General features: G+C 67.1%; 30 protein-coding genes. 5 read left to right on the top strand and 25 right to left on the bottom strand.

The window, feature by feature from the left end; all coding sequences use genetic code 11:
- Positions 1-243: 243 nt before the first annotated feature.
- Genes PSEMAI1_RS0105390 through PSEMAI1_RS0105370 form a run of 5 tightly spaced genes read left to right on the top strand, consistent with a single transcriptional unit; the run spans position 244 to position 3781 of the window.
- A complete protein-coding gene (locus PSEMAI1_RS0105390; RefSeq protein WP_024301881.1) occupies positions 244-1041 on the top strand; it encodes a TOBE domain-containing protein in 798 nt (265 codons plus the stop codon).
- A gap of 22 nt (positions 1042-1063) precedes the next feature.
- Positions 1064-1819: a molybdate ABC transporter substrate-binding protein gene (gene modA, locus PSEMAI1_RS0105385; RefSeq protein ID WP_029770507.1), complete on the top strand. Its 756-nt coding sequence runs from the start codon at positions 1064-1066 to the stop codon at positions 1817-1819.
- Positions 1816-2217, top strand: coding sequence for a molybdopterin-binding protein (locus tag PSEMAI1_RS0105380; RefSeq protein ID WP_024301879.1), 402 nt, complete (start codon positions 1816-1818; stop codon positions 2215-2217). Before modA ends, PSEMAI1_RS0105380 begins: the two co-directional genes overlap by 4 nt.
- A gap of 5 nt (positions 2218-2222) precedes the next feature.
- Positions 2223-2903 (top strand): molybdate ABC transporter permease subunit, encoded by a 681-nt coding sequence (gene modB, locus PSEMAI1_RS0105375; protein WP_024301878.1) that lies wholly within the window; start codon positions 2223-2225, stop codon positions 2901-2903.
- Positions 2900-3781 (top strand): ABC transporter ATP-binding protein, encoded by an 882-nt coding sequence (locus tag PSEMAI1_RS0105370; RefSeq protein ID WP_024301877.1) that lies wholly within the window; start codon positions 2900-2902, stop codon positions 3779-3781. Before modB ends, PSEMAI1_RS0105370 begins: the two co-directional genes overlap by 4 nt.
- Here PSEMAI1_RS0105370 and rfbC read toward each other — a convergent pair.
- From rfbC to fliF, 25 genes are all read right to left on the bottom strand, one after another.
- On the bottom strand, positions 3778-4320 hold the full coding sequence (rfbC, locus tag PSEMAI1_RS0105365; RefSeq protein ID WP_024301876.1) for a dTDP-4-dehydrorhamnose 3,5-epimerase: 543 nt from the start codon (positions 4318-4320) through the stop codon (positions 3778-3780). The two genes, PSEMAI1_RS0105370 and rfbC, sit on opposite strands and share 4 nt — an antisense overlap.
- Before the next feature lie 7 nt (positions 4321-4327).
- Positions 4328-5212, bottom strand: a complete 885-nt coding sequence (rfbA, locus tag PSEMAI1_RS0105360) for a glucose-1-phosphate thymidylyltransferase RfbA (protein WP_024301875.1) — start codon at positions 5210-5212, stop codon at positions 4328-4330.
- Between the two features lie 4 nt (positions 5213-5216).
- On the bottom strand, positions 5217-6110 hold the full coding sequence (gene rfbD, locus PSEMAI1_RS0105355; protein ID WP_024301874.1) for a dTDP-4-dehydrorhamnose reductase: 894 nt from the start codon (positions 6108-6110) through the stop codon (positions 5217-5219).
- Positions 6110-7171: a dTDP-glucose 4,6-dehydratase gene (rfbB, locus tag PSEMAI1_RS0105350; protein WP_024301873.1), complete on the bottom strand. Its 1062-nt coding sequence runs from the start codon at positions 7169-7171 to the stop codon at positions 6110-6112. The genes rfbD and rfbB overlap by 1 nt, the downstream gene beginning before the upstream one ends.
- A gap of 138 nt (positions 7172-7309) precedes the next feature.
- On the bottom strand, positions 7310-7570 hold the full coding sequence (locus tag PSEMAI1_RS0105345) for an acyl-CoA-binding protein (protein WP_024301872.1): 261 nt from the start codon (positions 7568-7570) through the stop codon (positions 7310-7312).
- Positions 7571-7671: 101 nt separating this feature from the next.
- A complete protein-coding gene (locus PSEMAI1_RS0105340; RefSeq protein WP_232219841.1) occupies positions 7672-8301 on the bottom strand; it encodes an energy transducer TonB in 630 nt (209 codons plus the stop codon).
- A 92-nt stretch (positions 8302-8393) separates the two neighbouring features.
- On the bottom strand, positions 8394-9128 hold the full coding sequence (locus PSEMAI1_RS0105335; RefSeq protein WP_024301870.1) for a DsbC family protein: 735 nt from the start codon (positions 9126-9128) through the stop codon (positions 8394-8396).
- Between the two features lie 15 nt (positions 9129-9143).
- Positions 9144-10304 (bottom strand): UbiH/UbiF family hydroxylase, encoded by a 1161-nt coding sequence (locus PSEMAI1_RS0105330; RefSeq protein ID WP_024301869.1) that lies wholly within the window; start codon positions 10302-10304, stop codon positions 9144-9146.
- A 159-nt stretch (positions 10305-10463) separates the two neighbouring features.
- Positions 10464-11624, bottom strand: a complete 1161-nt coding sequence (locus tag PSEMAI1_RS0105325) for an FAD-dependent monooxygenase (RefSeq protein WP_024301868.1) — start codon at positions 11622-11624, stop codon at positions 10464-10466.
- Between the two features lie 43 nt (positions 11625-11667).
- Positions 11668-12963 carry an aminopeptidase P N-terminal domain-containing protein gene (locus PSEMAI1_RS0105320; RefSeq protein WP_024301867.1) on the bottom strand — a complete coding sequence of 432 codons (1296 nt, stop codon included), beginning with the start codon at positions 12961-12963 and terminating at the stop codon, positions 11668-11670.
- A gap of 76 nt (positions 12964-13039) precedes the next feature.
- Entirely contained in the window at positions 13040-13399 is a 360-nt protein-coding gene (locus PSEMAI1_RS0105315) for a VanZ family protein (RefSeq protein ID WP_024301866.1), read from the bottom strand.
- A 250-nt stretch (positions 13400-13649) separates the two neighbouring features.
- Positions 13650-14375: a YebC/PmpR family DNA-binding transcriptional regulator gene (locus PSEMAI1_RS0105310; RefSeq protein WP_024301865.1), complete on the bottom strand. Its 726-nt coding sequence runs from the start codon at positions 14373-14375 to the stop codon at positions 13650-13652.
- Positions 14376-14493: 118 nt separating this feature from the next.
- Entirely contained in the window at positions 14494-15270 is a 777-nt protein-coding gene (gene fliR / locus PSEMAI1_RS0105305; protein ID WP_024301864.1) for a flagellar biosynthetic protein FliR, read from the bottom strand.
- On the bottom strand, positions 15270-15539 hold the full coding sequence (gene fliQ, locus PSEMAI1_RS0105300) for a flagellar biosynthesis protein FliQ (protein ID WP_024301863.1): 270 nt from the start codon (positions 15537-15539) through the stop codon (positions 15270-15272). The genes fliR and fliQ overlap by 1 nt, the downstream gene beginning before the upstream one ends.
- A gap of 31 nt (positions 15540-15570) precedes the next feature.
- Positions 15571-16317 carry a flagellar type III secretion system pore protein FliP gene (gene fliP / locus PSEMAI1_RS0105295; RefSeq protein ID WP_024301862.1) on the bottom strand — a complete coding sequence of 249 codons (747 nt, stop codon included), beginning with the start codon at positions 16315-16317 and terminating at the stop codon, positions 15571-15573.
- Positions 16314-16736, bottom strand: a complete 423-nt coding sequence (gene fliO / locus PSEMAI1_RS0105290) for a flagellar biosynthetic protein FliO (RefSeq protein ID WP_024301861.1) — start codon at positions 16734-16736, stop codon at positions 16314-16316. Before fliO ends, fliP begins: the two co-directional genes overlap by 4 nt.
- Complete coding sequence (gene fliN / locus PSEMAI1_RS0105285) at positions 16736-17173, bottom strand: flagellar motor switch protein FliN (RefSeq protein WP_024301860.1); 438 nt, start codon at positions 17171-17173, stop codon at positions 16736-16738. The genes fliO and fliN overlap by 1 nt, the downstream gene beginning before the upstream one ends.
- On the bottom strand, positions 17170-18177 hold the full coding sequence (gene fliM, locus PSEMAI1_RS0105280) for a flagellar motor switch protein FliM (protein ID WP_024301859.1): 1008 nt from the start codon (positions 18175-18177) through the stop codon (positions 17170-17172). The genes fliN and fliM overlap by 4 nt, the downstream gene beginning before the upstream one ends.
- A 3-nt stretch (positions 18178-18180) precedes the next feature.
- A complete protein-coding gene (locus tag PSEMAI1_RS0105275) occupies positions 18181-18690 on the bottom strand; it encodes a flagellar basal body-associated FliL family protein (protein ID WP_024301858.1) in 510 nt (169 codons plus the stop codon).
- Positions 18691-18856: 166 nt separating this feature from the next.
- Complete coding sequence (locus PSEMAI1_RS0105270; RefSeq protein WP_232219840.1) at positions 18857-19777, bottom strand: flagellar hook-length control protein FliK; 921 nt, start codon at positions 19775-19777, stop codon at positions 18857-18859.
- Between the two features lie 113 nt (positions 19778-19890).
- Positions 19891-20337: a flagellar export protein FliJ gene (fliJ, locus tag PSEMAI1_RS0105265; RefSeq protein ID WP_024301856.1), complete on the bottom strand. Its 447-nt coding sequence runs from the start codon at positions 20335-20337 to the stop codon at positions 19891-19893.
- 12 nt (positions 20338-20349) lie between these two features.
- Positions 20350-21744 (bottom strand): flagellar protein export ATPase FliI, encoded by a 1395-nt coding sequence (fliI, locus tag PSEMAI1_RS0105260; protein WP_024301855.1) that lies wholly within the window; start codon positions 21742-21744, stop codon positions 20350-20352.
- Complete coding sequence (locus PSEMAI1_RS0105255; protein ID WP_024301854.1) at positions 21725-22504, bottom strand: flagellar assembly protein FliH; 780 nt, start codon at positions 22502-22504, stop codon at positions 21725-21727. The genes fliI and PSEMAI1_RS0105255 overlap by 20 nt, the downstream gene beginning before the upstream one ends.
- Positions 22485-23483, bottom strand: a complete 999-nt coding sequence (gene fliG / locus PSEMAI1_RS0105250) for a flagellar motor switch protein FliG (RefSeq protein WP_024301853.1) — start codon at positions 23481-23483, stop codon at positions 22485-22487. The genes PSEMAI1_RS0105255 and fliG overlap by 20 nt, the downstream gene beginning before the upstream one ends.
- Complete coding sequence (fliF, locus tag PSEMAI1_RS0105245) at positions 23476-25164, bottom strand: flagellar basal-body MS-ring/collar protein FliF (protein WP_232219839.1); 1689 nt, start codon at positions 25162-25164, stop codon at positions 23476-23478. Before fliF ends, fliG begins: the two co-directional genes overlap by 8 nt.
- Positions 25165-25247: the final 83 nt, after the last annotated feature.

Raw genomic sequence — 25247 nt, 5'->3', positions numbered from 1 at the left:
GTCTCGAAGCCAACCCAGCCGCCAACACCGCTGTAGTCAGCCCGACCAACCTTGGGGCGCACTTTTACTATAGTCGAGACGTGGCGGGATGCCGAGGTAACGACGCCTTGGCGATCAACCCTGTCGCCCACAAGAAAATCGCTTGGGCTTGATCCCGGTCAAGCGCTATATCACGCTGAATATAGCGAGCTTGCACACCTAGCGTTATACTCACCGCACTATAACGCTTGGCGGGACACGGTCATGAGCGAGACGGCACTGAAACTCAACGCCAGGGTGTGGTTCGAACAGGACGACCACAACCTGGCCGGCCACGCCGAAGTGGCGCTGCTGCAGGCGATCGCCGCCAGCGGCTCGATCAGCGCCGCGGCCAAACAGCTCGGGCGCAGCTACAAGTGGGCGTGGGACACGCTGGAGACGATGAACCGGCTGTCCGACAGCCCACTGGTGACGCGCGAGACCGGCGGCAAGAACGGCGGCGGCACCCGCCTCACCGCCCGCGGCGAACAACTGGTGGCGGCCTATCAGGCCATCGAACGCGCCCACGCCGCCTTCGTCGCCGCGCTGTCGCAAGAGGCCGGCACCCTCGAACACAGCCTGCCGCTGTTGCAGCGGCTGGCGCTCAAGACCTCGGCGCGCAACCAGCTGTTCGGTCGCGTGAGCCAGCTCACCAGCGGCCCGGTCAACGACCGCGTCACGCTCACGCTCTCCGGCGGGGACGCGCTCGACGTGGTGGTCACCCACCTGAGCAGCGAGCAGCTCGCCATCCGCCCCGGCGCCGAGCTGGTGGCGCTGATCAAGGCGCAATGGGTCGGCATCCATCCGGCCGATGCCACCGGCCTGCCGCCCGGCAACTGTCTCGCCGGCACGGTAGAGAGCATCGTCACCGGCCCGGAACAGGCCGAAGTCGGCCTGCGGCTCGCCGGCGGCGACAGGGTGTTCGGCATCGTCCCGCCCGAAGAGGCTCACCGCCTGCCGCCCGGCAGCGCCGCGCTGGCGGTGTTCGACGCGCGCAGCGTGATCCTGGGCGCCCCGTTCTGATTCTCCCTACAGGAAAACTCGCATGAAACTCCATCCCCTGCTGCTGGCCCTGAGCCTCGCCCTGCCCTCCGGTCTCGCCCTGGCCGAAACCGTCAGCGTAGCGGTCGCCGCCAACGTGCAGTACGCCTTCGACGACCTGGCGCGCGCCTTCAAGCAGCAGACCGGCATCGACGCCAAGGGCAGCTTCGGCTCGTCCGGCAAGCTCGCCACGCAGATCGCCAACGGCGCGCCGTTCGAGGTGTTCCTGTCGGCCGACATGGACTTCCCGCAGGAACTGGCAAGCAAGGGCCTCACCAGCGCCCCGCCCAAGCCCTATGCGCTGGGCACGCTGGTGGTATGGAGCACGCGCGGGGCCGATCTCAACCGCTGGCAGCAGGCGCTGGCCACGGACGGCGTGCGCAAGATCGCGCTGGCCAATCCCAAGACCGCACCGTATGGCCGCGAGGCCCTGAACGCCCTCAACTACTACAAGCTGACCGAAACGGTGACGCCCAAGCTGGTCTACGGCGACAGCATCGCCCAGGCCAGCCAGTACATCCAGAGCGGCGTGGCCGAGATCGGCTTCACCGCCAAGTCGGTGGTGCTGGCACCCGAGCTGAAGGGCCAGGGACAGTGGCGCGAGGTGCCGAAGCAGGCCTACCAGCCGATCGCCCAGGGCGCGGTGCTGATCCACCAGCCCCAGGCGGCGCCGACGGCAGCGGCGAAGCGCTTCTACGACTTCCTGTTCAGCGCCCCGGCGCGCCGCATCCTCGAACAGAGCGGCTACAGCCTGCCATGAACCGCCTGCCCGCCACCGTCAGCGCCGTCGCCGCCGGCGACGGCCTCGCCCTGATCGACGTCGTCACCGAAGGCGTGGCCTGCACCGCGATGCTGGTCGGCGAGCCGGAGCCCGCCCGGCGCCACCCGCCCGGCAGCGCCGTCACGCTGCTGTTCAAGGAACAGGAAGTGGCGCTGGCCAAGGAGCTCGGCGGCGCCCTCAGCGTGCGCAACCGCCTGCCCTGCCGCGTAGTCGCACTGCACCAGGGCGCGCTGCTGACCCGCGTCGAGCTGCGTTTCGGCCCGCATGCGCTGGCCGCGCTGATCACCACGCGCTCGGCGCAACGGCTCGAACTCACCCCGGGCGACGCGGTCGAGGCGCTGATCAAATCCAACGAAATGACCCTGCTCAACGATTAAGCTCTATGCCCGACTCCCTCGACCTCGCCCCGCTGTGGCTCACCGCCCGGCTCGCTGCCGTCACCACGCTGCTGTTGCTGTTTCTCGGCGTGCCGCTGGCGGCGTGGATCGCCCACTCGCGCTCGCGCCTCAAGCCGCTGGTGCAAACCCTGGTCAGCATGCCGCTGGTGCTGCCGCCGTCGGTGCTGGGCTTCTACCTGCTGCTGACGCTGAGCCCGCAGAACGCGCTCGGGCGCTGGCTGGAACAGGCCTTCGACCTGCGCTTGGTGTTCACCTTCGAGGGGCTGGTGGTGGGCTCGGTGCTCTACAGCCTGCCGTTCATGGTGCAGCCGGTGCAGGCGGCGCTCGCCAACCTGCCGGCGAGCCTGCGCGAGGCCGCCTGGACGCTCGGCAAATCGCGCTGGCAGACCCTCTGGCAAGTGGAACTGCCGACCATCCGCCCGGCGCTGCTGGCCGGCACGGTGATGGCCTTCGCCCACACCGTCGGCGAATTCGGCCTGGTGCTGATGATCGGCGGCAACATCCCGGACGAGACGCGCGTCGCGTCGATCGCCATCTACAACGAGGTGGAAGTGCACGATTACCCGGTGGCGCACGCCTACTCGCTGATCCTGTTCGTCTTCAGCTTCGCCGTGGTGTTCCTGCTGCACTGGCTCAACCGCCGCGACGGAAAGGACGCCGCATGATCGAGTTCGACCTGCAGTTCCAGCGCAGCACTGGATCGGACCGCTTCGCGCTGGCCATGGCCGGCACGCTGCAGCGCGGCCGCCTGCTGACGCTGTTCGGTCCCTCCGGCAGCGGCAAGAGCACGCTGCTCCGGCTGCTGGCCGGGCTGGAACGGCCGGCCGCCGGGCGGCTGGTGGTCAACGGCGAGGTGTGGTTCGACGCGGCGCGGGGCATCTGCCTGCCTCCGCAGCGGCGCCGCGTCGGCATGGTGTTCCAGGATTACGCGCTGTTCCCGCGCATGAGCGTGCGCCAGAACGTGGCGTTCGGCGTCGGACGCGACGCCGGCAGCTGGGTGGACGAGCTGCTGGCGCTGACCGGCCTCGACGCCCTGGCCGAGCGGCGCCCGCACGAGCTCTCCGGCGGCCAGCGTCAGCGCGTGGCGCTGGCGCGCGCCCTGGCGCCCAAGCCGGCGCTGCTGCTCTTGGACGAGCCGCTGTCGGCGCTCGACCCGGCGCTGCGCCGCGGCCTGCAGGACGAGCTGCTGGCGCTGCAGCGCCGCCTCGGCCTGACCACGCTGCTGGTCAGCCACGACATCGGGGAAGTGTTCCGGCTGGCGGACGAGGTCTGGCAATGCCAGGCCGGCACGCTGACCATGCGCGGCACGCCGCATGAGGTGTTCATCGGCCAGGCGCGGGCGCATGACCGGCTATCGCTCGACGCCGAGGTGCTGGCCAAGCGCCGGAGCGACGTGGTGTGGCTGCTGACGCTGCGCGTCGGCCACGACATCATCGAGGTGATCGCCAGCGACGAGGAGGCGCAGGGGCTGGATTGCGGCGACCGCCTCTGCCTGTCCACCCGCGCCTTCAGCCCGCTGCTGCTGCCGGCGCGGACCGGTTAGAACAGCGGCGCCTCGGCCAGACTCACCCCCTGCCTGTCCTTGTCCGACAGCACCGGCTCCCCCGTCAGCGGCCACGCTATCGCCAGCGCCGGGTCGTCCCAGCGGATGCAGTACTCGTCGCCGGCATGCCAGTAATCGCTGACCTTGTAACAGAACTCGGCCCCGTCCTGCAGCGCCAGGAAGCCGTGCGCGAAGCCCTCCGGAATCCATAGCTGGCGCCGGTTCTCCGCCGACAGCGTCACCCCGTACCACTGCCCGAAGCTCGGCGAGGAGCGCCGCAGGTCCACCGCCACGTCCCACACCGCTCCTTGCGTCACCTGCACCAGCTTGCCCTGCGGATGAGCGTGCTGGTAATGCAGCCCGCGCAGCACGCCCGGCAGCGAGAACGAACGGTTATCCTGCACGAAGTTCACCTCGCGCCCGATCAGCGCGGCGAAGCGGCGTGCGTTGAAGGTCTCGCAGAACTCGCCGCGCGCATCCTTGAACACCGTCGGCTCCAGCAGCACGAGTCCGTTCAGCGCCGTCTCGATGACTTTCATACCGACCTCAGAAGATGCGTTCGTTCAACAGCGACAGCAGGTACTGGCCGTAACCGTTCTTCTTCATCGGCTCGGCCAGCCGCGCGAGCTCTGCGTCGTCGATGAAGCCGCTGCGCCAGGCCACCTCCTCCGGGCTGCCGATCTTCAGCCCCTGCCGTTTCTCCAGCGTCGCGATGAACTGGCTGGCCTCCAGCAGCGACTCGTGGGTGCCGGTATCGAGCCAGGCGTAACCGCGCCCCATCACCTGCACGTCGAGCTGGCCGGCGGCCAGATAGCGGCTGTTGATGTCGGTGATCTCCAACTCGCCACGCGCCGATGGGCGCAGTTCGCGGGCGAAATCGACCACCTGCCCGTCGTAGAAGTACAGCCCGGTCACGGCGTAGCGCGATTTCGGCTGCGCCGGCTTCTCCTCCAGGCTGACGGCGTGGCCGGCGGCATCGAACTCCACCACCCCGTAGCGCTCCGGATCGTGCACCGGGTAGGCGAACACCGTGGCGCCCTGCCCGCCCGCCGCCGCCTGCCTCATCTTGCCGGCCAGATCATGGCCGAAGAACAGGTTGTCGCCCAACACCAGCGCCGAGGGCTGGTCAGCGAGGAAAGGCTCGCCGATCAGGAAAGCCTGGGCGATGCCGTCCGGACTGGGCTGCACCGCGTAGCCGAGGCTCATGCCCCACTGGCTGCCGTCGCCCAGCAACTGCTGGAAGCGCGGCGTGTCCTGCGGCGTGGAAATGATCAGCACGTCGCGGATGCCGGCCAGCATCAGGGTGCTGAGCGGGTAGTAGATCATCGGCTTGTCGTACACCGGCAAGAGCTGCTTGGACACCCCCAAGGTGACCGGATAGAGCCGGGTGCCGGAGCCGCCGGCGAGGATGATGCCTTTGCGTTGAGCCATGGGATTAGCCTTGTCGGACGGAAAGCTGTTGCAGCACCAGCTGCAAGTGATGGCGCCAGTCCGGCAGCACGATGCCGAGCGCGGCGCGCAGTTTGTGGGTGTCGAGCCGCGAGTTGGCCGGGCGCGTCGCCGCCGTCGGGTAGTCGGCTGCCGGGATCGCCCGGATCGCGCCGGGCTGCAGCAGCAGCCCCTGTCCGGCGCGCTGCGCGGCGTCGACGATGGCGCTGGCGAAACCATACCATGAGGTCTCGCCCGCCGCCGCCAGATGGTAGAGGCCGTACGGCGGCACCCGCCCTTCCCGCAGGCGCGCGACGAGCAATGCGGTGACGTCGGCGATCAGCATCGCCGCGGTCGGCGCGCCGACCTGGTCGTGCACCACGTTCAGCGTATCGCGTTGCGCGGCCAGGCGCAGGATGGTCTTGACGAAGTTGCCGCCGACGCTGCCGTAGACCCAACTGGTGCGCAGCACGTAATGGCGCGAGCACTCGCTCATCACCGCCAGCTCGCCGTCGCGCTTGGTGCGGCCGTACACGCTCAAGGGACGGGTCGGGTCGCTCTCCCGATAGGGTTCTGTCCCAGTTCCATCGAAGACGTAATCGGTGGAAAAATGCAGCAGGGTCGCGCCCAGGTGTTCGGCCAGGTTGGCCAGTTCGGACGGCGCCTCGGCGTTCACCCGCTCCGCCAGCTCCGGCTCGGCCTCGGCGCGGTCGACCGCGGTATAGGCGGCGGCGTTGACGATCAGGTCGGGCGCGAAGCCGAGCACCGGCCCCGCCAGCCGGTCCGGGTGCGCCAGATCGAGCTCGTCCCGCCCCGGCGCCCACAGCTTGCCGTAGAGCGCCAGGCTGCGGCGCAGCTCGAAGCCGAGCTGTCCGCTGCCGCCAGTCAACAGGATGCGCATCAGTTGGCCCCATAGTGCTGGACGAGCCAGTCGCGATAGGTGCCGCTCTTCACCGCTGCCACCCATTCCGGATAGCCCAGGTACCAGGCCACGGTGCGCTCGATCCCGCTGGCGAAGGTCTCCTGCGGCGTCCAGCCCAGCTCGCGGCGCATCTTGCCGGCGTCGATGGCATAGCGCCGATCGTGGCCGGGGCGGTCGGCGACGAAGGCGATCTGCTCCCGGTAGGACACCCCGTCGGCACGCGGGCGGCAGGCGTCGAGCGTGGCGCACAAGGTCTCAACCACCTCGAGATTGGTTTTCTCGCACGAGCCGCCGATGGCGTACACCTCGCCGACCCGGCCGCGCTCCAGCACCGCCATCAGCGCGCGGCAGTGGTCCTCGACGTAGAGCCAGTCGCGGATCTGGCGGCCGTCGCCGTACACCGGCAAGGGCTGGCCGTCGAGTGCACGGTCGATCATCAGCGGAATCAGCTTTTCCGGGAACTGGTACGGCCCGTAGTTGTTGGAGCAGTTGCTGGTCAGCACCGGCAAGCCGTAGGTATGGTGCCAGGCACGCACCAGATGGTCGGAGGCCGCCTTGGACGCGGCGTAGGGACTGTTGGGCGCATACGGCGTGGTCTCGCAGAACGGCGCGTCATGCTCGCCCAGCGAACCGAACACCTCGTCGGTGGACACGTGCAGGAAGCGGAACGCCGCCTTGTCTTCGGCCGGCAGCGCCGACCAGTAGGCCGTGGCCGCCTGCAGCAGGCGGAAGGTGCCGTCGATATTGGTCTCGATGAACACCGCCGGACCGTGGATCGAACGATCGACGTGGCTCTCGGCGGCGAAGTTGAGGATGGCGCGCGGACGGTGCTCGGCCAGCAGCTTCTCCAGCAGGGCCGTATCGCCGATGTCGCCGCGCACCAGCGTCACCCGGCCCTCATCGAGATAAGGCTGCAGGTTGTCGGCGTTGCCGGAGTAGGTCAGCTTGTCGAGCACCAGCACCGGCTCGTCGCCCCGCTCCAGCCACAGCCTGACAAAATTGGCCCCGATGAAGCCCGCCCCGCCCGTCACCAGAATCATCGTCTGCTTTCCCCTTGTGCTGCCCGCCGCACGGACGCGGCAATCTGTCATTCCAGCGGGGTATTCTAGCGGTTCTGGCGGCCGGACATGAAAAAACCGGTGGGATCGCCACCGGTTCTATCTGCCGCCGAGCAGGGTTCACTCGCTCATCAGCTTGCGGACCACATCCACATACCCCTGCATCGCCTCTTCGGCGCTCATGCCCTTGATCTTGTCCCAGGCGTCGTACTTGGCGCGGTTGATGAAGTCCATCATGCCCGGCCGCTCGCCCTGCACGTCGCCGTCGGTCGCCTGCTTGTAGAGGGCATAGAGCTGCAGCAGGGTCTGGTTGTCCGGCCGCTCGGCCAGGGTCTTCACGTCGGCCTGGGCCTGGGCGAACAGCGTTTGCAGATCAGACATGTTCATTCCTCTGAGTGGTTGGGAGACGCTCCTCCCGTTGCATAAGGGTGCCGGTTGCCCGGCTCGACGGAAGGTACTCTAGCACAAATAAAACAAACGTTTTAATTTTGCATGCGCACCTCGATGCGCTTGTAGCTCTTCACTGCCAGTCCATGCCGCTGCGCCGGCGCAAAGCGGATTGGCAGGAAAACGCGGAGCGCCTCGCGCTCGAGCACTCCGGAGGGATCGGGCTGCTCGGGCTCGACCGCGTCGACCCCACCCTGTTCATTAATGTAGACCCTCACCATCAGCCGTGCCTCGCCGGCCGGGGCATCCGGCGGCAGCGTGAAGACGATAGGCTGCAAGGGCTGGGCCGGCACATCCAGCGCCGTCGCCGGGAAATACCCGCCCGCCTCCGTCCCGGGCAGTGCGGAGGCGGGCTGCATCGTCAGGGGGGCGGAGGCATCCGCCGTGGCGGCCAGCGGTTCGCTCGCCACCACGGCCGCGGGCACCCGGCGCGGCTCATCACCCGTGCCGTACTCATGGGAATGAGCTTGGACCGACAGACCCGACAGCGATGGGAGCGGCACCTCAGAGGAGCTGAAACGACCCTCGGGGAAGAGCCGCCCGGAAGAAGGAGAAGGGGACAGCAGCACGCTGAGCATGCCGGGCACGCTCGCCGCGCGCGGCGGCGGGCCCGGCAGCAGCAGAGCGGCGGCGTGCAGGGCCAGCGACAGGCTCAGCGCCAGCATCAGCCGCTCACGAGCCGTCAGCGCTCGATACCAGGCGGTCAGCGGCCCGTCTACACCTGGATCGGCACTCCGCTCCGGCTGCATGCGCGGGTTTACTGGGCGTTGAGGTGCTTCTCGAATTCGGCGGCGGGAATGGCGCCGGACACCATGCGGCCGTTACCGAAGATCATCGTCGGCGTGCCGTTGATGCCCAGCTTCGCCCCCAGTGTCTGGTTCTTGTCCAGCGCGCTGGTATCGCAATTGTCGGGACCGCTCAGCTCGGCTCCCTGACGCATGTGCGCGGTCCAGCTACCGACACGGTCCTTGCTGCACCAGATCTGGCGCGACTTGCGCATGGCGTCGGGGTGCAACTGGGTCAGCGGATAGAGGAAGGTGTAAATGGTGACGTTGTTCACGTCTTTCAGCGTGTCACGCTCCAGACGCTTGCAGAACGGGCAGTCCGGATCGGAGAAGATGGCCACCTTGCGCGCGCCGCTGCCGCGCACCTCTTTCAGGGCCGCGTCCAGCGGCAGATCCTTCCACGCCACCTTGGACAACTCGGCCACGCGTTTCTCGGTCAGGCTCTCGCGCTTCTCGGCGTCGATCAGGTCGCCGACGAAGAGGTGCTTGACGCTGGCGTCGACATAGATGATCTGCCGTCCGGACAGCACCACCTCATAGATGCCGCTCACCGGCGTCGGGTTGACGCTCTCCACCTTGCGGTCGGGGAAGCGGGCAGCGAAGGCCTTCTTCACCTCGGCCACGTCCGGGTCCGACGCCTTGGCGGCGCAGGCTACCGACGACAGCAGCAGCGTGGCCAGCGCCAGTTTTTTCAGGGTTGCATTCATGCGTTTTTTCCTTGTTCAGAAACCGATGGCATGGCGGGCGAATTGCCGCTTGAGCGGAGCCAGGCGGTTGGTCAGGCTCAGACCGGCGTTGCGCAGCCATGGCAGCCCCGGCAATTCGCGTTGGTGGAACAGCGCGAACAGCGCATCGCAGGTGGTCTGCATGGTGACCACCGCCTCCTTGCGCTGGCGCGCATAGCGGCGCAATAGCAGCCAGTCGCCGGGGTCGCGCTGATCCTGCACCAGCCCGGCCAGCGTCGCCGCATCCTGGAAGCCGAGGTTGACCCCCTGCCCCGCCAGCGGATGGACGGTATGCGCCGCGTCGCCGACCAGCGCCACCCGCTCTTTCACAGTACTTTGTGGACGGATCAAGCGCAACGGAAAGGCCGCCGCCGGCGTGATCACCTTCAATCCGCCGAGTGCGTAATCGCCGGTGGCCGCCACGGTTTCGGCCAGCGTTTCGGCGTCGAGTTCCAGCAGCGACTGCGGATCGGGCGTCGACCACACCATCGACATGCGCTGGCCCGCCATCGGCAGCCAGGCCAGGATACCGTCGCCGAGGAACCACTGGCGCGCCACGTTGCCGTGCGGCCGCTCGCAGTCGAAATTGGCCACCACGCCGGACTGGCCATAGGGCTTGATGCTGGCCTCGAGCCCGATCTGGTCCCGCACCCAGGAGTTGGCGCCGTCGGCGCCGACCAGCAGCGCCGCCGTGAATTCGCGCCCGTCGTCCAGCGTCAGCCGGGCCTGGCGCGGCGTGGTGGCGAGCGCGCTCGGCCGCACGCCGGTCAACAGGGTGATGTCGCTCTGCTCCAGCCGCCGCCACAGTGCCGCCAGCATCCAGCGGTTCTCGGCGATCCAGGCCAGCGCCTCGGCATCGGCGTCGCTGGCGGCAAACTCGATGCGCCCGCCGCGGTCGCCGCGCACATCCATGCGCTCGATGGTACCGATGCGCTCCATGCCGGGCCAGGCCCCCAGGCTTTCCAGGAAACGCCGGTTGGCCGGGCTGACGGCATAGACGCGCGCGTCCCAGCCCTCCTCCAGATCGTCAAAGCGGGCCGCCTGCCCTTCCAGCAGCGCCACGCGCCGCCCGGCCTCGGCCAGCGCCAGCGCCAGGCTGGCCCCGACCAGGCCGCCACCGACGATGATGACGTCGAAATCGTTTTGTCTCGTATTCATTGCTTTAGCTCTCTCGGAGCGCGTGAAAGCCATCGTCCCACCGGGACTCCCTGCGGCCATCGCCGCGCCGCGCGGCCGGTTCGAAACCAGCCGGATACGCGGCACGGCGTGCCCCACAGGACCGGGATGGAGAGGCACGGCGGATTCGCCCACAGGCTCTCACACGCCGAACACCAGATGCCCGGCAAAAGCGCGGCGCAGCGGCGGCAACACATCCAGCGCCATCATGCCGGCGCCGCGCAGCGTGTTCACCAGCGGCGAATGGCCGTCGAACAGCCGGATCAGGCCGTGCGTGAAGCCGACCACGGCGTGGCCGTCGACCTTGCGCGCGGCGGCGAAAGTGGCCAGTGCGCGGGCCTCGCCGGGGTCGCGCACACCGTCCAGCGCGTCGGCCAGCCCGGCCGCGTCGCGCAGGCCCAGGTTGAGCCCCTGCGCCGCCACCGGGTGCATGGTCTGCGCGGCGTTGCCGATCAGCACCACACGTCCGCTCACCAGGCGATTGGCCTGCTTGAGCGCGAGCGGGAACACTGCGCGCGGCCCGGCCGCGAGGATGCGTCCCTGGCGCTCGCCGAAGGCCTGCTGCAGCTCGGCGATCAGCACGCCGTCGTCGCTGTCGCGCAGGCGGGCGGCATCCTCGGCGCTGCGCGTCCACACCAGCATGAAGCCGTCGCCGTGCGGCAGCAGCGCCAGCGGCCCCTGCTGCGAGAAGCGCTCGTAGGCCACGCCCTGCGGCGGCAATTCGGTGGTGAGGTGAGTCAGCACGGCGCACTGTTGGTAATCGTGGCTCAGCCGCTTGATCCCGGGCAGGGTCTCGGCCAGCCCGCCGCCCTCGGCCAGCACCACCAGCCGGCAGGTCAGCATGCCCGGACCGGCCGGCGTCGTCAGGGTCAGCCGGGCGTAATGCGGCAGCGACTTCACCGACTCCACCCGGCTCTGCCACAGCACCGTGACGCCGGCGCCTTCCAGCGCGGCATTGAGCGACGCGGTCAGCAAGGGGTAGTCGACCACCACGCCCAGGTGCGGGAGCGCCAGGTCGGCGCGGTCGAGCACGGTGCGCCCGCAACTGCCCTGCTGCGACACGTGCACGGCGTCGATCGGCGTGGCCGCCAGCTCGTCCGGCCAGCCGCCGGCGTCACGCAGCATCCTGCGGCTGGCCCAGGACAACGCCAGCGCCCGCGCGTCGCGAATCGGCGCGTCCTTGGCGCGCGCCTCGACCAGCAGCACGCGGCGCCCGGCACGGGCAAAGCGCAAGGCCGCCAGCGCCCCGACCGGGCCGCCTCCGACGACCACGATATCGGCATGTTCGGGATTCACAGTCATAACTCTTGTTCGTCTGCCTCGTTCATCAGCCTGACAACGTCGCTCAGGACGTGCGCATCAAATCCTCGATTTCCTGCACCCCCTTGGGCACCTCCGCGGTGTACACTTCGCGCCCGCTGTCGGTCACCAACACGTCGTCCTCGATGCGGATGCCGATGTTGTGGAACGCCTCCGGCACGTTGGCGGCCGGGCGGATGTACAACCCAGGCTCGATGGTGGTGCACATGCCGGGCTGGTAGGTGCGCCACTCGCCACCCTGCTTGCGCTGGCCGACGTCGTGCACGTCGAGCCCGATCATGTGGCCGATGCTGTGCATGTAAAACTGGCGGTAGGCGCCGGACTCGATGACGCCGTCCACCGTGCCTTCCAGCAGCTTGAGGTCGAGTATGCCGCGCACCAGCACTTGCAGCGCGGCATCCCCCGGCGCGGTCCACAGCGCGCCCGGCTTGACCGCGTCGATGCCGGCCAGCTCGGCCGCCAGCACAAGTTCATACAGATCGCGCTGCGGGCCGCTGAAACGGCCGTTGACCGGGAAGGTGCGAGTGATGTCGGCGGCGTAGCCGTTCAGCTCGCAGCCGGCGTCGATCAGCAGCAGCTCGCCGTCGTTGAGGCGACAGTCGTTGCCGACGTAATGCAGCGTGCAGGCGTTGGCGCCGCCGGCCACGATGCTCTCGTAGGCTGGAAAGCGCGCGCCGTGGCTGACGAAGGTATGCAGCAGCTCGGCCTCGACTTGGTACTCGTAGAGCCCGGGGCGGGTCGCCCGCATCGCGCGCACGTGGGCCTCGGCCGAAATCTGGGCGGCGCGGCGCAGCGTGGCGATCTCGCCAGCGTCCTTGATCATGCGCATCTCGTCGAGCAGCACCAGCAGGTCGCCGAAACGCGGCGGCGCCTGCTCGCCGGTGCGGTAGCGGGCGCGCACCGCGTTGAGCCAGCCCGCCACCTGCTGGTCGAAGGCCGGGTTGCGGCCGATGTTCCACCACAGCTGCGGCTGACCCGACAGCAGGTCGGGCAGGCGCTGGTCGAGTTCGTCGATCGGGTAGGCTTCGTCGAAACCGAACTGCTCCTTCGCCCCCTCGGGGCCGTGGCGGAAGCCGTCCCAGATTTCCCGCTCGAGGTTCTTTTCGCGGCAGAACAGGATGGACTTGCCGGCGCGGGCGTCGAGCACCAGCACGGCGCCCGGCTCGGCGAAGCCGGTGAGGTAGAGGAAATGGCTGTCGGGCCGGTAGGGATAATGGGTGTCCGCGTTGCGGATGGCTTCGGGCGCGGTGGGCAGGATCGCCACCCCCTCCCCGATCTGGCTCATCAGGCGCTGGCGGCGGGCGACATGGGTCTGGGTCATGGTGTCGTCTTTCTCCCCGGGGTGTCCGTGGGACGTCGGATAGCTGTCGGTTAGGACCGGCAAAATGACGCTCAGTTTACACCGCCTTGCCGGCCGGCGCGATGCAGCGCCCCAGCACCAGCACGGCCGCACCGGCCCCGGCAACGTCGGCCAGCGCGTCCAGCCACTCCGCCGCGCGATCCACCGTCAGCCAGGCCTGCAGCCCCTCCGACAGACCGGCCCACAGCACGCAGCCCAGCCAGGCCGTCAGGCGCGGCCGAGGCACGCCAACACGATGCAGGCCCCATCCCAGCAGCGCGGCCTGCACGCCAAACAGCATGAAATGACCGATCTTGTCGAAATACGGAATCGCCGACGGCGCCCCCGCCGGCTTCAGCAGCAGCCACAGCGACAGCCCCCACCACAGCAGGGCCGGCAGCAGCGCACGGTAAGGCATGGAACGGCTCCTAAACGAGCAAAAGGCCCGCCGTCGTGGCAGGCCTTTCGAGAAAATTACCGGTAGGCGCGTAGCCTGGACCAGGCTCAAAGCTAGAGGAAGAAATCGTCCCACAGGGATTCCCTGCGGTCATCGCCGCGAGCCGAGGCGGGTTCGACCCAAGGAGACTCGAAAGGCTCAGCCGTACAAATGGTACGGCGAGCATCACAGGGCCGGGATCGGGGCGCGCAGCAGATTTATTCCCAAGCGATCAGTTGTCCATCACGGCGGAGGTATACACCTCCTGCACGTCGTCCAGGTCTTCCAGCGCGTCGAGCAGCTTCTGCATGCGCTCGGCGTCTTCGCCGGTGAGTTCAGTTTCATTGAGCGCGCGCATGGTCACTTCGCCCATTTCCGCCTTGAATCCGGCCGCTTCCAGCGCGCTCTTCACCGCGGTGAACTCGTACGGCGCGGTGATCACCTCGATCGAGCCGTCGTCGTTGGTCACCACGTCCTCGGCGCCGGCTTCCAGCGCCGCTTCCATCAGCGCGTCTTCGTCGACGCCCGGCGCGAACACCAGGTAGCCGCAGTGCTTGAACTGGAACGCCACGCAGCCGTCAGTGCCCATGTTGCCGCCGTACTTGCTGAAGGCGTGGCGCACGTCGGCCACCGTGCGGGTCTTGTTGTCGGTCATGCAGTCGACCATCACCGCCGCACCGCCGATGCCGTAGCCCTCGTAGCGGATTTCCACGTAGTCCACGCCTTCCAGCGTGCCGGCGCCGCGGTCGATGGCGCGCTGGATGTTGTCCTTCGGCATGTTGGCGTCGAGCGCCTTGTCCACCGCTAGGCGCAGGCGCGGGTTGGCGTCCGGGTCGCCGCCGCCGAGACGGGCGGCAACGGTAATTTCCTTGATCAGTCGGGTAAAGATCTTGCCGCGCTTGGCGTCAGCGCGTTCTTTCTTGTGCTTGATGTTCGCCCATTTGCTGTGGCCAGCCATAATCGCCTCAGTCAGTAATAAAGGCCGCAACGCGGCCGGGTTGAGTTCGATGAAATCGGCGACATGTTACCAGAAAGCCCGGCCGGATTCACCGTCGGCTCCGCGTGGGCGGCACGTCCTAGCCTGCCTTCAGCATGCCCTGCATGAAGGAGAAAGCGTCGCGATAGAACATCTCGAGGGCGGGCACCATCAACGGCACCGCCAGGTAGAGCGCGGCGAAGCCGACCATCAGCGTCAGCGGAAAGCCGAAGGTGAAGATGTTGAACTGCGGCGAGGCGCGGGTCATCACGCCGATGGCGAGGTTGGTCACCAGCAGCGCGGCCACCACCGGCAAGGCCAGCCACAGCCCCCAGGCGAAGATGTGCCCGCCCCAATGGGCCAGCGCCTTGAACACGTCGGACGGCAGCGTCATGCCGATGGGCAGGGTGCGAAAGCTCTCCAGCAGGGTGGCGATCACCACCTGGTGCCCGCCCATCAGCAGGAACAACAGGAAGGTGAAGATCGTCAGGATGCGCGAAATGGTCGGCACCTGGGCCGCGTTGATCGGGTCGTAGAACGAGGCGAAGCCCAGGCCCATCTGCGTGCCCATGACGAAACCGGCCATCTCGACCGCGGTGATCACCACGCGCATCACCAGCCCCAGCCCCAGCCCGATCAGCAACTGCTGCACCAGCACCGCCATCCCCTCGGCCGACACCAGTGGGATCGCCGGCTGCGGCGGCAACAAGGGCACCAGCAGCAGCGTCAACAACAACGCGAAGCCGGCCTTGAAGCGCGCCGGCGCGGAGCGCGAGGCGAACAGCGGATCGGCCAGCAGCAGCCCCATGATGCGGGCGAAAGGCCAGACGAACAGGCTGACCAGCGCGTTGATCTGGAGGTCGCTGATCGGGATCATCAGCCGATCGCGTTGGGAATGCTCTGGAACAGCCGCACGGTGTAGTCGACCAGCGTGTTGATCATCCATGGCCCGGCCAGCACCAGCGTGACGAACAGCGCCAGCAGCTTGGGGATGAAGGTCAGTGTCATTTCGTTGATCTGCGTGGCGGCCTGCAGCACGCTGATCAAGAGACCGACCAGGAGCGACACCAGCAGGACCGGAGCCGCGACGATGATCAGAACGTACAAGGCGTTCTGCACGAGGTTGATGACGAGTTCGGGACTCATGGCAAGGCCTTCCTCATGATCCAATTACTGTTCATCCGGCGTAGAAACTCCGCACCAGCGACCCCATCAGCAGGGTCCAGCCGTCGACCAGCACGAACAGCATCAGCTTGAACGGCAGCGAGATGATCACCGGCGACACCATCATCATCCCCATCGCCATCAGGATGCTGGCCACCACCAGGTCGATGATCAGGAAGGGGATGAACACCATGAAGCCGATCTGGAACGCGGTTTTCAGCTCGCTGATCACGAAGGCCGGGATCAGCGTCTTCATCGACACCTCGGCCGGGGTAGGCGGCGCCGGCGATTGCGACACCTCGATGAAGAACGCCAGGTCCTTCTCGCGCGTCTGCTTCAGCATGAACTCGCGCATCGGCTTGCCGCCCTCCTCCATCATCTGGGCAAAGCCGATCTTGTCCTCGGAGAACGGCACCCAGGCCTTGCTGTACACCTGATCGAAGGTCGGCCCCATCACGAACAGCGTCAAAAACAGCGCCAGGCCGATCAGCACCTGGTTGGGCGGCGCCTGCATGGTACCCATGGCCTGGCGCAGCAGCGACAGCACGATGATGATGCGGGTGAACGAGGTCATCATCAGCAGCAGGGCCGGAATGAACGACAGCGCCGTCATGAACAGCAGCATCTGCAGGCTGAGCGAGTAGTTCTGCCCGCCGCCGGCAGCGGGCGAACTGTTCATCAGCGGCAGGCCGGCCGCATCGGCCACAAACGGAAACAGGCCGGCAAGCAGCAGGCCCGAAAAAACCAGGACACGTTTCATGAAGCGGAAGGACCGGAAGGAGTGCGGGAGGCGCTCAGCGCTTTCTTGAGCCAGCGGGCGAACGGATCGCCGGGGGTCGTGGCCACGTCATCGGCATCGTCGGGACGCGGCAGGCGCGTGAGAAGGTTGACCGCCTGCGCGGTCACCCCCAGCACCAGCCACTCGCCTTCCAGCTCGACGATGACCACCCGCTCACGCTGCCCCACCATCAGGCCGCTGACCACGCGCAGGCGGTGCGAACCGGGCAGCATGCCGCCGCTCAGGCGGCGGAACAGCCAGGCCACGCCGACGATGGCGAGCAGCACGATAGCCAGCCCGACGACAACCTGCAACAGGCTCATCAGCGGGCCGGGAGGCGTCGGTGCCGCGGTGGCGGCGGCGGCCGGCAAGGCCAGCAACGACAGCAGCAGGCCCCGCATTATTTCTGCAGCCGGCGGATGCGTTCGGCCGGGGTGATGATGTCGGTCAGACGGATGCCGAACTTGTCGTTCACCACCACCACCTCACCCTGGGCGATCAGGCAGCCGTTCACCAGCACGTCCATCGGCTCGCCGGCCAGGCCGTCCAGTTCGACCACCGAGCCCTGGGCCAGCTGCAGCAGGTTGCGGATGGCGATACGGGTGCGCCCCAGTTCCACGGTGAGCTGCACCGGGATGTCGAGGATCATGTCGAGGTTCTGCGGCACGCTGGCGCTGGCCGCAGGGGCGCCGAATTCCTGGAACAGCGCGTGGGCCGGCTGCACCGTGGCTTCGGACGGAGACTGGGCCTCGGCCGACTCCTGCTCGGCCATGGCGGCCGCCCAGTCGTCCATCGACACCTCTTCTTCGCCCATATTCGCTTGTTGCTCGTCACTCATTGTTGCTCTCCTCCGGCCTTGGGCTCGGCCAATTCGTGCGCCCCGGCCAGAATGGTTTCCACCTTCAGGGCATAGCGCCCCTGCACCGTGCCGTAGGTGCATTCGAATACCGGAATCCCCGACACGTCGGCAATGATCTTCTCCGGCACTTCCAGCATCACGACATCGCCCTTCTTAAGATTGAGCACCTGCCCCAGCGTCACGCTGGTACCGGCCAAAGTGGCGACCAGGTCGACCTCCGCCGCCTGCACCTGACGCGACATCAGGTTGACCCAGCGGTTGTCCACCTCGGTACGGTCGGCCTGCATCGTGCTCGACAACACGTCACGGATCGGTTCGACCATCGAGTACGGCAGGCAGACGTGGAACTCGCCGCCGCCGGCGCCCATCTCGATATGGAAGGTCATCGCCACCACCACCTCGGTCGGCGTTGCGATGTTGGCGAACTGCGTGTTCATCTCCGAGCGCAGATAGACGAACTCGATCGGGTAGACCGGCTCCCAGGCCTTCTGGTACTCGGTGAACACCACCTCCAGCAGGCGCCGGATGATGCGCTGCTCGGTCGGGGTGAAATCGCGCCCCTCGACGCGCACGTGGTAGCGGCCGTCGCTGCCGAACAGGTTGTCCACCACCAGGAACACCAGGTCCGGGTCGAAGATCAACAGGCCGGTGCCGCGCAGCGGCTTGACGTGAACCAGATTGAGGTTGGTCGGCACGACCAGGTTGCGGATGAACTCGCTGTATTTCTGCACCCGCACCGGCCCGACGGAGATTTCCGCGTTACGCCGGATGAAATTGAACAGGCCGATGCGCAGGTTGCGGGCGAAACGCTCGTTGATGATCTCGAGCGTCGGCATGCGCCCGCGCACGATCCGCTCCTGACGACCGATGTCGTAGGCACGGATTCCCTGGGAGTCCTGGCCGGTATCGTCTTCGGCCTCTTCTCCCGTGACCCCTCGCAAAAGGGCATCTACCTCATCCTGGGAGAGGATATCGTCGGCCATGGCTTACTGCGTCTGGATGATGAAAGCGGTGAACAGGATGTTTTCCACCGGTTCCTCTTCGCCCGCGTCCATCGATTCGTTGATGATCTTCTTGACCTGGGCCTTGAGCTTCACCTTGCCCTCGGGGGTGGCCAGTTCGTCCGGCGACTTGGACGACAGCAAAAGGATCAGGGCGCTGCGGATCTTGGGCATGTACTCGGTGAATTTCTTCTTGGTTTCCTCGTCGGCCAGTTCCGCCTGCATGTCCACCTGCAGCATGTTGCCGCCATTGCCGGCCAGGTTGACGACGAAGGTGTCCAGCTTTTCGAAGATCGGCGGGCCTTCTTTCTTCTTGGGCTTCTCGGCCGCCTGTTCGGCATGGGCGTCGCCAGCCGATGCGTGCAGGCTGGTGAACATATAGGCCGCCAGCCCCCCCACGGCGACAAGAACCAGCAGCAGCAGAGCGATGACGACGATCATCAGCTTGTTGCCACTCCCCCCTGCCTTTTTCTCGGCTTTCTTTTCTTCCGCCATAAAACCTCAGTCCGTAACTTGCAGTCTTCAAAATAGTATTTTTTACTATTTTCCAGAAATCCCGGCGGACTGGATAGAGGTAATGACAAATTAGTGTGAGTTATTCATCAACTTAGGGGCGGCACCGGCCCGCCCAGCGGTCGAAATGATGAGTAGCACGCCTGATTCAGGCGAAAATGCTCAATACATTCCGCGACCGATTGATCAGCGACAAGGTATCGCTGCCCTCCACGGCCTGGTCCTCCGGCTCGCGCGAGGCCTTGGCCTGGCGCTGCGACTGACGCGGGTCTCCCCCCGACTGGCCGCTGGACACCTGGGCGTCGGCCAGTTGCAAGCCGCTTCCTGCCAGCATCGTGGCGAGCTTGGGCAAGCTGTTTTCCACCGCTTCGCGCGCTTGCGGAGTGGCAACGCTGAAGGTTACCTGGACCTGATCCTGATTGAGCTTCAGGGTGACGTCGATCGGACCGAGCTCGGGCGGATTGATCTGGATCTGGGCCTTGTCGGCCTTGACGCTGACCAGCGACAGCATCTGCTCGCTCATGGCCTTGGACCAGTTGCTGTCGCTGATCGGCAACGGCAGCACCTTGGCCTGGCCGGCCTCGGCGGGCGGCTGGGTCGCCCCGCTCGCCGCCGCCTGAACCGGCAAGAATTGTCCGAATGCAGCACCGTCCACCGGCAATTTTTGCGCCTCTGCCGCAAGGGGCTTATCGCTCACCAGCCCGGCCAGGAGCCCCTCCTGCACCTCGTCCCCCGGCGCGACAGAGGCCACCTCGGGTTCCGTATTCAGCCTCAGCTCGGACGTGACGGCGGCCTGCACCGGCTGCAAGGCCACGATCTGCCCAGCCGGGACCAACTCCTCCGGCAGCACGCTCTTCTTGGCCGATTTCTTGCCGCTGGCCGCGCTCTCCCCTTCCGTCCCGGCGCTCGGGGCCGCCGCCGACAGCGCAGTCAGTTGGCTCAGTTGCTGGCCGAGCAGGCCGGCGAACAGCGTGTTACCGACGGCAATGTCCTCACCGGCTGCCGCACTGCTCTGCGCGGCCAGCCCCTTGGGGCTCACCGCCGCTTGGGAAAGGATGGAAATCGTCATGACCAAAGGCTTCCAGCTAAAAGATGGTCATGGAAAAGCAAGTTCCAGGCCAGCCTTTCGAGCACGGATGCTGCCGGCACCTATCGCGGCACCTTCGACACCGTACCCTCCCCCTACTCCTCGTGCTGCTTGTCCCAAAAACGCCGGGTGGCAAATTCATCGCTCAATTTCTGCTGGCGCTTGCTTTCGAGCACCGCCTGGCGCGCCTGCTCGCGCTCGATCAGCGTCTCGAAGGCCTTCAGCTGTTTGCGCTCGTTGTTCCACGCCTGCCGCGCCAGCAAAAAGGTCTGCTTGCAGCGGTCCACCTCGGCCTGCTGACTGTGCATGGCTTCGTCCAGCCGGGAGATGAAGCGGCGGAAATCCTGCCACTGCGCCACCGGCATGCCGCGCTCCCCGCTCTGCTGCAGTCTTTGCCGGTATTCATTGCGGAAGGCATCGAGCTGCTCCAGCCGTGACAATGCCTCAGTCAGCCGGGCCTGGGCCTGGCGCATGCGCTCGGCGGCGGCCTCCTGCTTTTCTTCGGCCAGTCGGACCAACAGCGCGTACTTGCTCGGTTTCATCGCCGCGACTCACTACGCCAGGGTGCTGGCCAGTTGCTCGAGACAGGAGTCGTAGCCATGGGACTCGTGCATGGGCTGGGTGAGGAAGCCGACCATCGGCAGCTGGCGCCGGATCGCCTCGTCCAGCATCGGGTCGGAACCGGCCACGTAGGCGCCGACGCTGATCAGGTCGCGGTTGCGCTGGTAGCGCGAGTAGAGTTGCTTGAAGCGGCGCGCCAAGTCCATCTGGCGCGGCTCCACCACGTCGACCATGACCCGGCTGATCGACTGTTCGATGTCGATGGCCGGGTAATGACCGGCCTCGGCCAGCTCGCGTGACAGCACGAAGTGACCGTCCAGGATGGCGCGGGCGGCATCGGCGATCGGGTCCTGCTGGTCGTCGCCCTCGGACAACACGGTGTAGAAGGCGGTGATCGCCCCGCCGCCGGCAGCCCCGTTGCCGGCACGCTCGATCAACTGTGGCAGGCGCGCGAACACCGAGGGTGGATAGCCCTTGGTCACCGGCGGTTCGCCGATGGCGAGCGCGATCTCGCGCTGAGCCATGGCATAGCGCGTCACCGAGTCCATCAGCAGCAGCACGTCGAGCCCCTGCGCGCGGAAGTATTCGGCCAGGGCCGTGGCGTAGGCCGCGCCGTGCAGACGCATCAACGGAGGAGTATCGGCCGGCGCGGCGACGATCACCGAGCGCGCGCGCCCTTCCTCGCCGAGAATGTTCTCGATGAAGTCCTTGACCTCGCGCCCTCGCTCGCCGATCAGGCCGACCACCACAATGTCCGCCTTGGTGAAACGCGCCATCATGCCGAGCAGCACGCTCTTGCCGACGCCGGAGCCGGCGAACAAGCCCAGGCGCTGCCCGCGGCCGACGGTCAACAGGCCGTTGATGGCGCGCACGCCCACGTCGAGCACGGTGCGCACCGGCGAGCGTTCCAGCGGATTGAGCGGCTGGCTGTACAAGGGGAAATAGGCTTCGGGCTGCAGCGCGCCCTTTTCGTCGAGCGGCCGCCCCAGCGAATCGAGCACCCGGCCCAGCAGGTTGAAGCCGACCGGCACTTGGCGCCCCGCCGAGCCCGAGAGGCTGGCCGGCGCGGCCCCCTGGCCGAAGACCGGGGCGTGCTGCGCCACCAGCGGCCGCACCTCGGCCCCCGGCAGCAGGCCCTGGACGTTGGTCAGCGGCATCAGGAACACCTTGTCGCCGGCAAAGCCGACCACCTCCGCCTCGACGGCATGGCCATCCGGCAGGGACACGGTGCAGGCGCTGCCCACTGGCAGCTTGAGGCCGACCGCCTCCATCACCATGCCGGTGACCCGCACCAGCTTGCCGCAAGTCTGCCACAGCGGCGTCCGGTCGGCCACGCTGCGGCACTCGTCGAGAAAGCGCCGCTGGCGCTCAAGCAGCTGGTGAGTCATCGGTCGACGGCTCCAATCCCAGGGCCGACTTCAACGCGTCGAGACGGGCGGTCAGGGTCAGGTCCAGGCGCAGATGGGCGGTATCGATGATGCAACCGCCGCGCGCGATGGACGGGTCGGGCAGCCATTGCCAGACGGTTTCGGGGGTTTCCTGCTGCAGGAAGGCGCGCGCCACCTCCAGGTCGTCGGGATTGACGCGCAGACGCGCCTGCCCCAGCGTGGCGGGCAGGTCGGACAAGGCCTGGCGCAGCACCGACTCGAGCGCGCAGGGATCGCAGGCCAGATGCGCCGCCACCAGCCGCTCGGCCAGGCCGACCGAAAACGACAGGATGTCGTGCGCGAGCTCCGCCTCCATCCGGTTCAAGCCATCGGCAAACTGGTCGGCCAGCGCCTGCAAGGGCTCCCAGTGCCGGGCGAAGGTGGCCGACACCTCCGCCAGCGCCTCGGCCTGCCCCTGCAGCCGCCCTTCGGCGAGACCAGCCTCGTGCCCCGTCTGCCAGGCTTCCTGATGGATGGCCTCCAGTTCGGCGGCCGTGGGATAGGAACTGGGCGGCGCCTCCTCTGCCGGATCGCCCTCCTCGGACGCGGCTAAGGGAGGGTCCTCGTCCGGCTCCGGGCTCTCGCCCTCCGCCGCGACGGCAGGCTCCTCCGCGGCGCGGGGGGCCGGCGCGGCGGCGTCCTGGAAACTGGCCGGCGACCAGGCGCGCCATTCGGTGACCTGCTCGCCGGGGATGATCGAGTTACTCGACGAGGCCTTCATCGCCACCCTTGCTGCCTAGCACGATCTGGCCGTCGTCGGCCAGTTTGCGCACGATCTTGAGAATCTCTTTCTGCTCCGCTTCCACCTCGGACAGCTTGACCGGCCCCTTGGCCTCGAGGTCGTCGCGCAGCATTTCCGCCGCCCGCTGCGACATGTTGCGGAAGATCTTGTCCTTGAGCTCCTGGCTGGTGCCCTTGAGCGCCACCACCAGCGAATCGGTCTGCACCTCGCGCAGGATGGTCTGGATGGAGCGGTCGTCGATGTCGAGGATGTTCTCGAACACGAACATCTTGTCCTGGATGCGCTGCGCCAGTTCCGGGTCGTGCTCGCGGATGTAGCCCAGCGCCGAAGCCTCGACGTTGCCGCCCATGAAGTTGAGGATTTCCGCCGTGAGCGCGATGCCGCCGGCGGCGCTCTTCTTGATGCGGTCGGAGCCGGACAACAGTTGCGTCAACACGTCGTTCAGCTCGCGCAAGGCCTGCGGCTGCACCCCTTCCAGCGTCGCGGTGCGGATCAGCACCTCGTTGCGCAGGCGCTCGGGGAAGTAGCCCAGGATGGCGCTCGACAGGTCGGGGTCGAGGTGCACCAGGATGGTGGCGACGATCTGCGGGTGCTCGTTCCGGATCAGGTCGGCCGCCGACGACGGGTCCATCCACTTCAGGCTCTCGATGCCGCTCTGGTCGTTGCCCTGCATGATCTTGTCGAGCAGGTTGGAGGCCTTGTCCGCGCCCAGCGCCTCGACCAGCACGTTGCGCAGGTATTCATCGGAGGCGCCGAGACTGGCCCGCGCCTGGCACTCCTCGCGGAACTGGTTGACGACCACGTCGATGTCCTCATGGCTGAGGTTGTTGATCGACGCCATGGCCAGCGAGATCTTCTGCACCTCCTTGGGCCCCAGGTACTTGAACACCTCGACGGCCTCGGCCTGCCCCAGGCTGAACAGCAGCACCGCGCTGCGGTGCACTCCGTTATCACTCATCGGAACTGATCCATTCCTTGATGATCTGCGCCGCCATGCGCGGATCGGATTTCACCAGTTCGCGCGCGGCTTCCAGATTGCTCATGTACTGACGGCGCTGCCGTTCGCGTGGATCGAGGTTGGCTTCCTCGGCCGCCGCGGCCGCCTCGCCCTCTTCGCCGGCCACGGCCAGCAGACGGCCGGGCGCGCCGGCGGCTTCCTCTCCTTCGGCGGCCGCCGGGCCCTTGTCGGCCTTGGGCGGCTTGAGCACGTCGCGCACGATCGGGCGCACCACGCCGAACAGCAGGTACAGCACGGCGATCGCCAGCAGCAGGTACTTGACCAGATCGGTGGCATTGCTGCTGACGTAATCGACGACCTTATCCTGCAGCGAAGGCGGCGGGGCGTTGCCGGCAAACGCCGCGTTGACCACGTTGAGCGTATCGCCACGCTCCGTGTTATAGCCCATGGTCTCGCGCACCAGGTTGTTGACCTGCTGGATCTCCTGGGCGGTGAGCGGGGTCGGTTTGACCTCGCCGTTGCGGTCCGGCATCAGGCGGTAGTTGACCACCACCGCCGCCGACAGGCGCTTGAGCACGCCCTTGGGCAGCTTGGTGTGCTGAATGGTCTTGTCGACTTCGTAGTTGGTGATGAGCTGGCGCTCCAGTGCGCCGTTCTGTCCCAGCGCCTGTCCGGACAGCGTGGCCGTCCCCGGGGCGGCCCCGGGCGGCAGGGTGATCGGCGCCGAGGCGGCCGAAGGCGGCTGGTTGGACAGGGCGCCCGGCACGCCGCCCGGCAGCGTGGCGCCGCTGCCCAGCTTCTCGACGATCTGCTGGCTGCGCGTCGCCGACGGGTTGGGGGTCGAGTTGGGACGGAAGGTTTCCGAGGTCTGTTCCACCTCGGAGAAATCGACGTTGGCGGTGACCTGCGCCCGCACGTTGCCGCGGCCGAAAATCGGTTCCAGGATGGCCTCGATGCGCTTGACGAAATCGCTTTCGATCTGGTGCACGTAGCTCAACTGACGCTGATCCAGCCCGCTGGCGTTGTTGACGTCGGCCTGGCTGGACAGCAGGTTGCCGTCCTGATCGACCACCGTCACGTTGCGTGCCGACAGATTGGGAACCGAACTGGATACCAGATGCAGGATGCCGGCGATCTGCCCGGCGTCGAGCACTCGCCCCGGATACAGGTTGAGCATGACCGAGGCCGTCGGCTGCTGCTGGTCGCGCACGAACACGCTCTGCTTGGGGATGGCGATGTGCACGCGCGCCGACTCGACCGCGCCGATGGCTTCGATGGTGCGCGCCAGCTCGCCCTCGATGGAGCGCTGGTAGTTGACCTGCTCGGCGAACTGGCTGATGCCGAACTTCTGGTTGTCCATCAGTTCGAAGCCGACGCCGCCCGCCTTGGGCAGGCCCTGCGCCGCCAGTTTCAGGCGCACGTCGTAGACCTTGTCGGACGGCACCGAGATCACGCCGCCGGCGCCGATCTGGTAGGGCACGTTCATCTGCTGCAAGGCGGCCGTGATCTGGCCGCCGTCGCGGTCGGCCACGTTGGCGAACAAGACTTTGTAGTCGGGCGTGCGGTTGAGGACGAGCAGGCCGACGATGACCGAGAACACGGCGGCCAGCGCCGCGAAAAGGAGGATTTTCTTGTTGTTGGGCAACGCCTTGAAGCGGTCGCTCGCTTCATTGACGCGCATGCGCCATGGAGGTGTAGCGTTATCTGCCAGATCAGCCATACAGTGGTTTTATGCTTTCAATCCCAACCGCTGCCGGCATGACA

The sequence above is a fragment of the Pseudogulbenkiania sp. MAI-1 genome (assembly GCF_000527175.1).
GTDB lineage: Bacteria > Pseudomonadota > Gammaproteobacteria > Burkholderiales > Chromobacteriaceae > Pseudogulbenkiania.
This window is presented reverse-complemented; position numbering and strand designations above follow the sequence as displayed.

Bases quoted from the DNA above. Each gene is read 5' to 3' on its own strand.
- PSEMAI1_RS0105335 (WP_024301870.1), bottom strand. From the start codon at position 9,128: ATGAATGCAACCCTGAAAAAACTGGCGCTGGCCACGCTGCTGCTGTCG.
- PSEMAI1_RS0105320 (WP_024301867.1), bottom strand. From the start codon at position 12,963: ATGACCCAGACCCATGTCGCCCGCCGCCAGCGCCTGATGAGCCAGATC.
- fliF (WP_232219839.1), bottom strand. From the start codon at position 25,164: ATGCGCGTCAATGAAGCGAGCGACCGCTTCAAGGCGTTGCCCAACAAC.
- PSEMAI1_RS0105330 (WP_024301869.1), bottom strand. From the start codon at position 10,304: ATGAATACGAGACAAAACGATTTCGACGTCATCATCGTCGGTGGCGGC.
- fliP (WP_024301862.1), bottom strand. From the start codon at position 16,317: ATGAAACGTGTCCTGGTTTTTTCGGGCCTGCTGCTTGCCGGCCTGTTT.
- modA (WP_029770507.1), top strand. From the start codon at position 1,064: ATGAAACTCCATCCCCTGCTGCTGGCCCTGAGCCTCGCCCTGCCCTCC.
- fliI (WP_024301855.1), bottom strand. From the start codon at position 21,744: ATGACTCACCAGCTGCTTGAGCGCCAGCGGCGCTTTCTCGACGAGTGC.
- fliN (WP_024301860.1), bottom strand. From the start codon at position 17,173: ATGAGTGACGAGCAACAAGCGAATATGGGCGAAGAAGAGGTGTCGATG.
- PSEMAI1_RS0105270 (WP_232219840.1), bottom strand. From the start codon at position 19,777: ATGACGATTTCCATCCTTTCCCAAGCGGCGGTGAGCCCCAAGGGGCTG.
- rfbA (WP_024301875.1), bottom strand. From the start codon at position 5,212: ATGGCTCAACGCAAAGGCATCATCCTCGCCGGCGGCTCCGGCACCCGG.
- PSEMAI1_RS0105370 (WP_024301877.1), top strand. From the start codon at position 2,900: ATGATCGAGTTCGACCTGCAGTTCCAGCGCAGCACTGGATCGGACCGC.
- modB (WP_024301878.1), top strand. From the start codon at position 2,223: ATGCCCGACTCCCTCGACCTCGCCCCGCTGTGGCTCACCGCCCGGCTC.
- PSEMAI1_RS0105345 (WP_024301872.1), bottom strand. From the start codon at position 7,570: ATGTCTGATCTGCAAACGCTGTTCGCCCAGGCCCAGGCCGACGTGAAG.
- PSEMAI1_RS0105275 (WP_024301858.1), bottom strand. From the start codon at position 18,690: ATGGCGGAAGAAAAGAAAGCCGAGAAAAAGGCAGGGGGGAGTGGCAAC.
- fliM (WP_024301859.1), bottom strand. From the start codon at position 18,177: ATGGCCGACGATATCCTCTCCCAGGATGAGGTAGATGCCCTTTTGCGA.
- PSEMAI1_RS0105315 (WP_024301866.1), bottom strand. From the start codon at position 13,399: ATGCCTTACCGTGCGCTGCTGCCGGCCCTGCTGTGGTGGGGGCTGTCG.
- fliJ (WP_024301856.1), bottom strand. From the start codon at position 20,337: ATGAAACCGAGCAAGTACGCGCTGTTGGTCCGACTGGCCGAAGAAAAG.
- fliO (WP_024301861.1), bottom strand. From the start codon at position 16,736: ATGCGGGGCCTGCTGCTGTCGTTGCTGGCCTTGCCGGCCGCCGCCGCC.
- rfbC (WP_024301876.1), bottom strand. From the start codon at position 4,320: ATGAAAGTCATCGAGACGGCGCTGAACGGACTCGTGCTGCTGGAGCCG.
- PSEMAI1_RS0105255 (WP_024301854.1), bottom strand. From the start codon at position 22,504: ATGAAGGCCTCGTCGAGTAACTCGATCATCCCCGGCGAGCAGGTCACC.
- PSEMAI1_RS0105380 (WP_024301879.1), top strand. From the start codon at position 1,816: ATGAACCGCCTGCCCGCCACCGTCAGCGCCGTCGCCGCCGGCGACGGC.
- PSEMAI1_RS0105310 (WP_024301865.1), bottom strand. From the start codon at position 14,375: ATGGCTGGCCACAGCAAATGGGCGAACATCAAGCACAAGAAAGAACGC.
- fliR (WP_024301864.1), bottom strand. From the start codon at position 15,270: ATGATCCCGATCAGCGACCTCCAGATCAACGCGCTGGTCAGCCTGTTC.
- fliG (WP_024301853.1), bottom strand. From the start codon at position 23,483: ATGAGTGATAACGGAGTGCACCGCAGCGCGGTGCTGCTGTTCAGCCTG.
- fliQ (WP_024301863.1), bottom strand. From the start codon at position 15,539: ATGAGTCCCGAACTCGTCATCAACCTCGTGCAGAACGCCTTGTACGTT.
- rfbD (WP_024301874.1), bottom strand. From the start codon at position 6,110: ATGCGCATCCTGTTGACTGGCGGCAGCGGACAGCTCGGCTTCGAGCTG.
- PSEMAI1_RS0105390 (WP_024301881.1), top strand. From the start codon at position 244: ATGAGCGAGACGGCACTGAAACTCAACGCCAGGGTGTGGTTCGAACAG.
- PSEMAI1_RS0105325 (WP_024301868.1), bottom strand. From the start codon at position 11,624: ATGACTGTGAATCCCGAACATGCCGATATCGTGGTCGTCGGAGGCGGC.
- rfbB (WP_024301873.1), bottom strand. From the start codon at position 7,171: ATGATTCTGGTGACGGGCGGGGCGGGCTTCATCGGGGCCAATTTTGTC.
- PSEMAI1_RS0105340 (WP_232219841.1), bottom strand. From the start codon at position 8,301: ATGCTGGCGCTGAGCCTGTCGCTGGCCCTGCACGCCGCCGCTCTGCTG.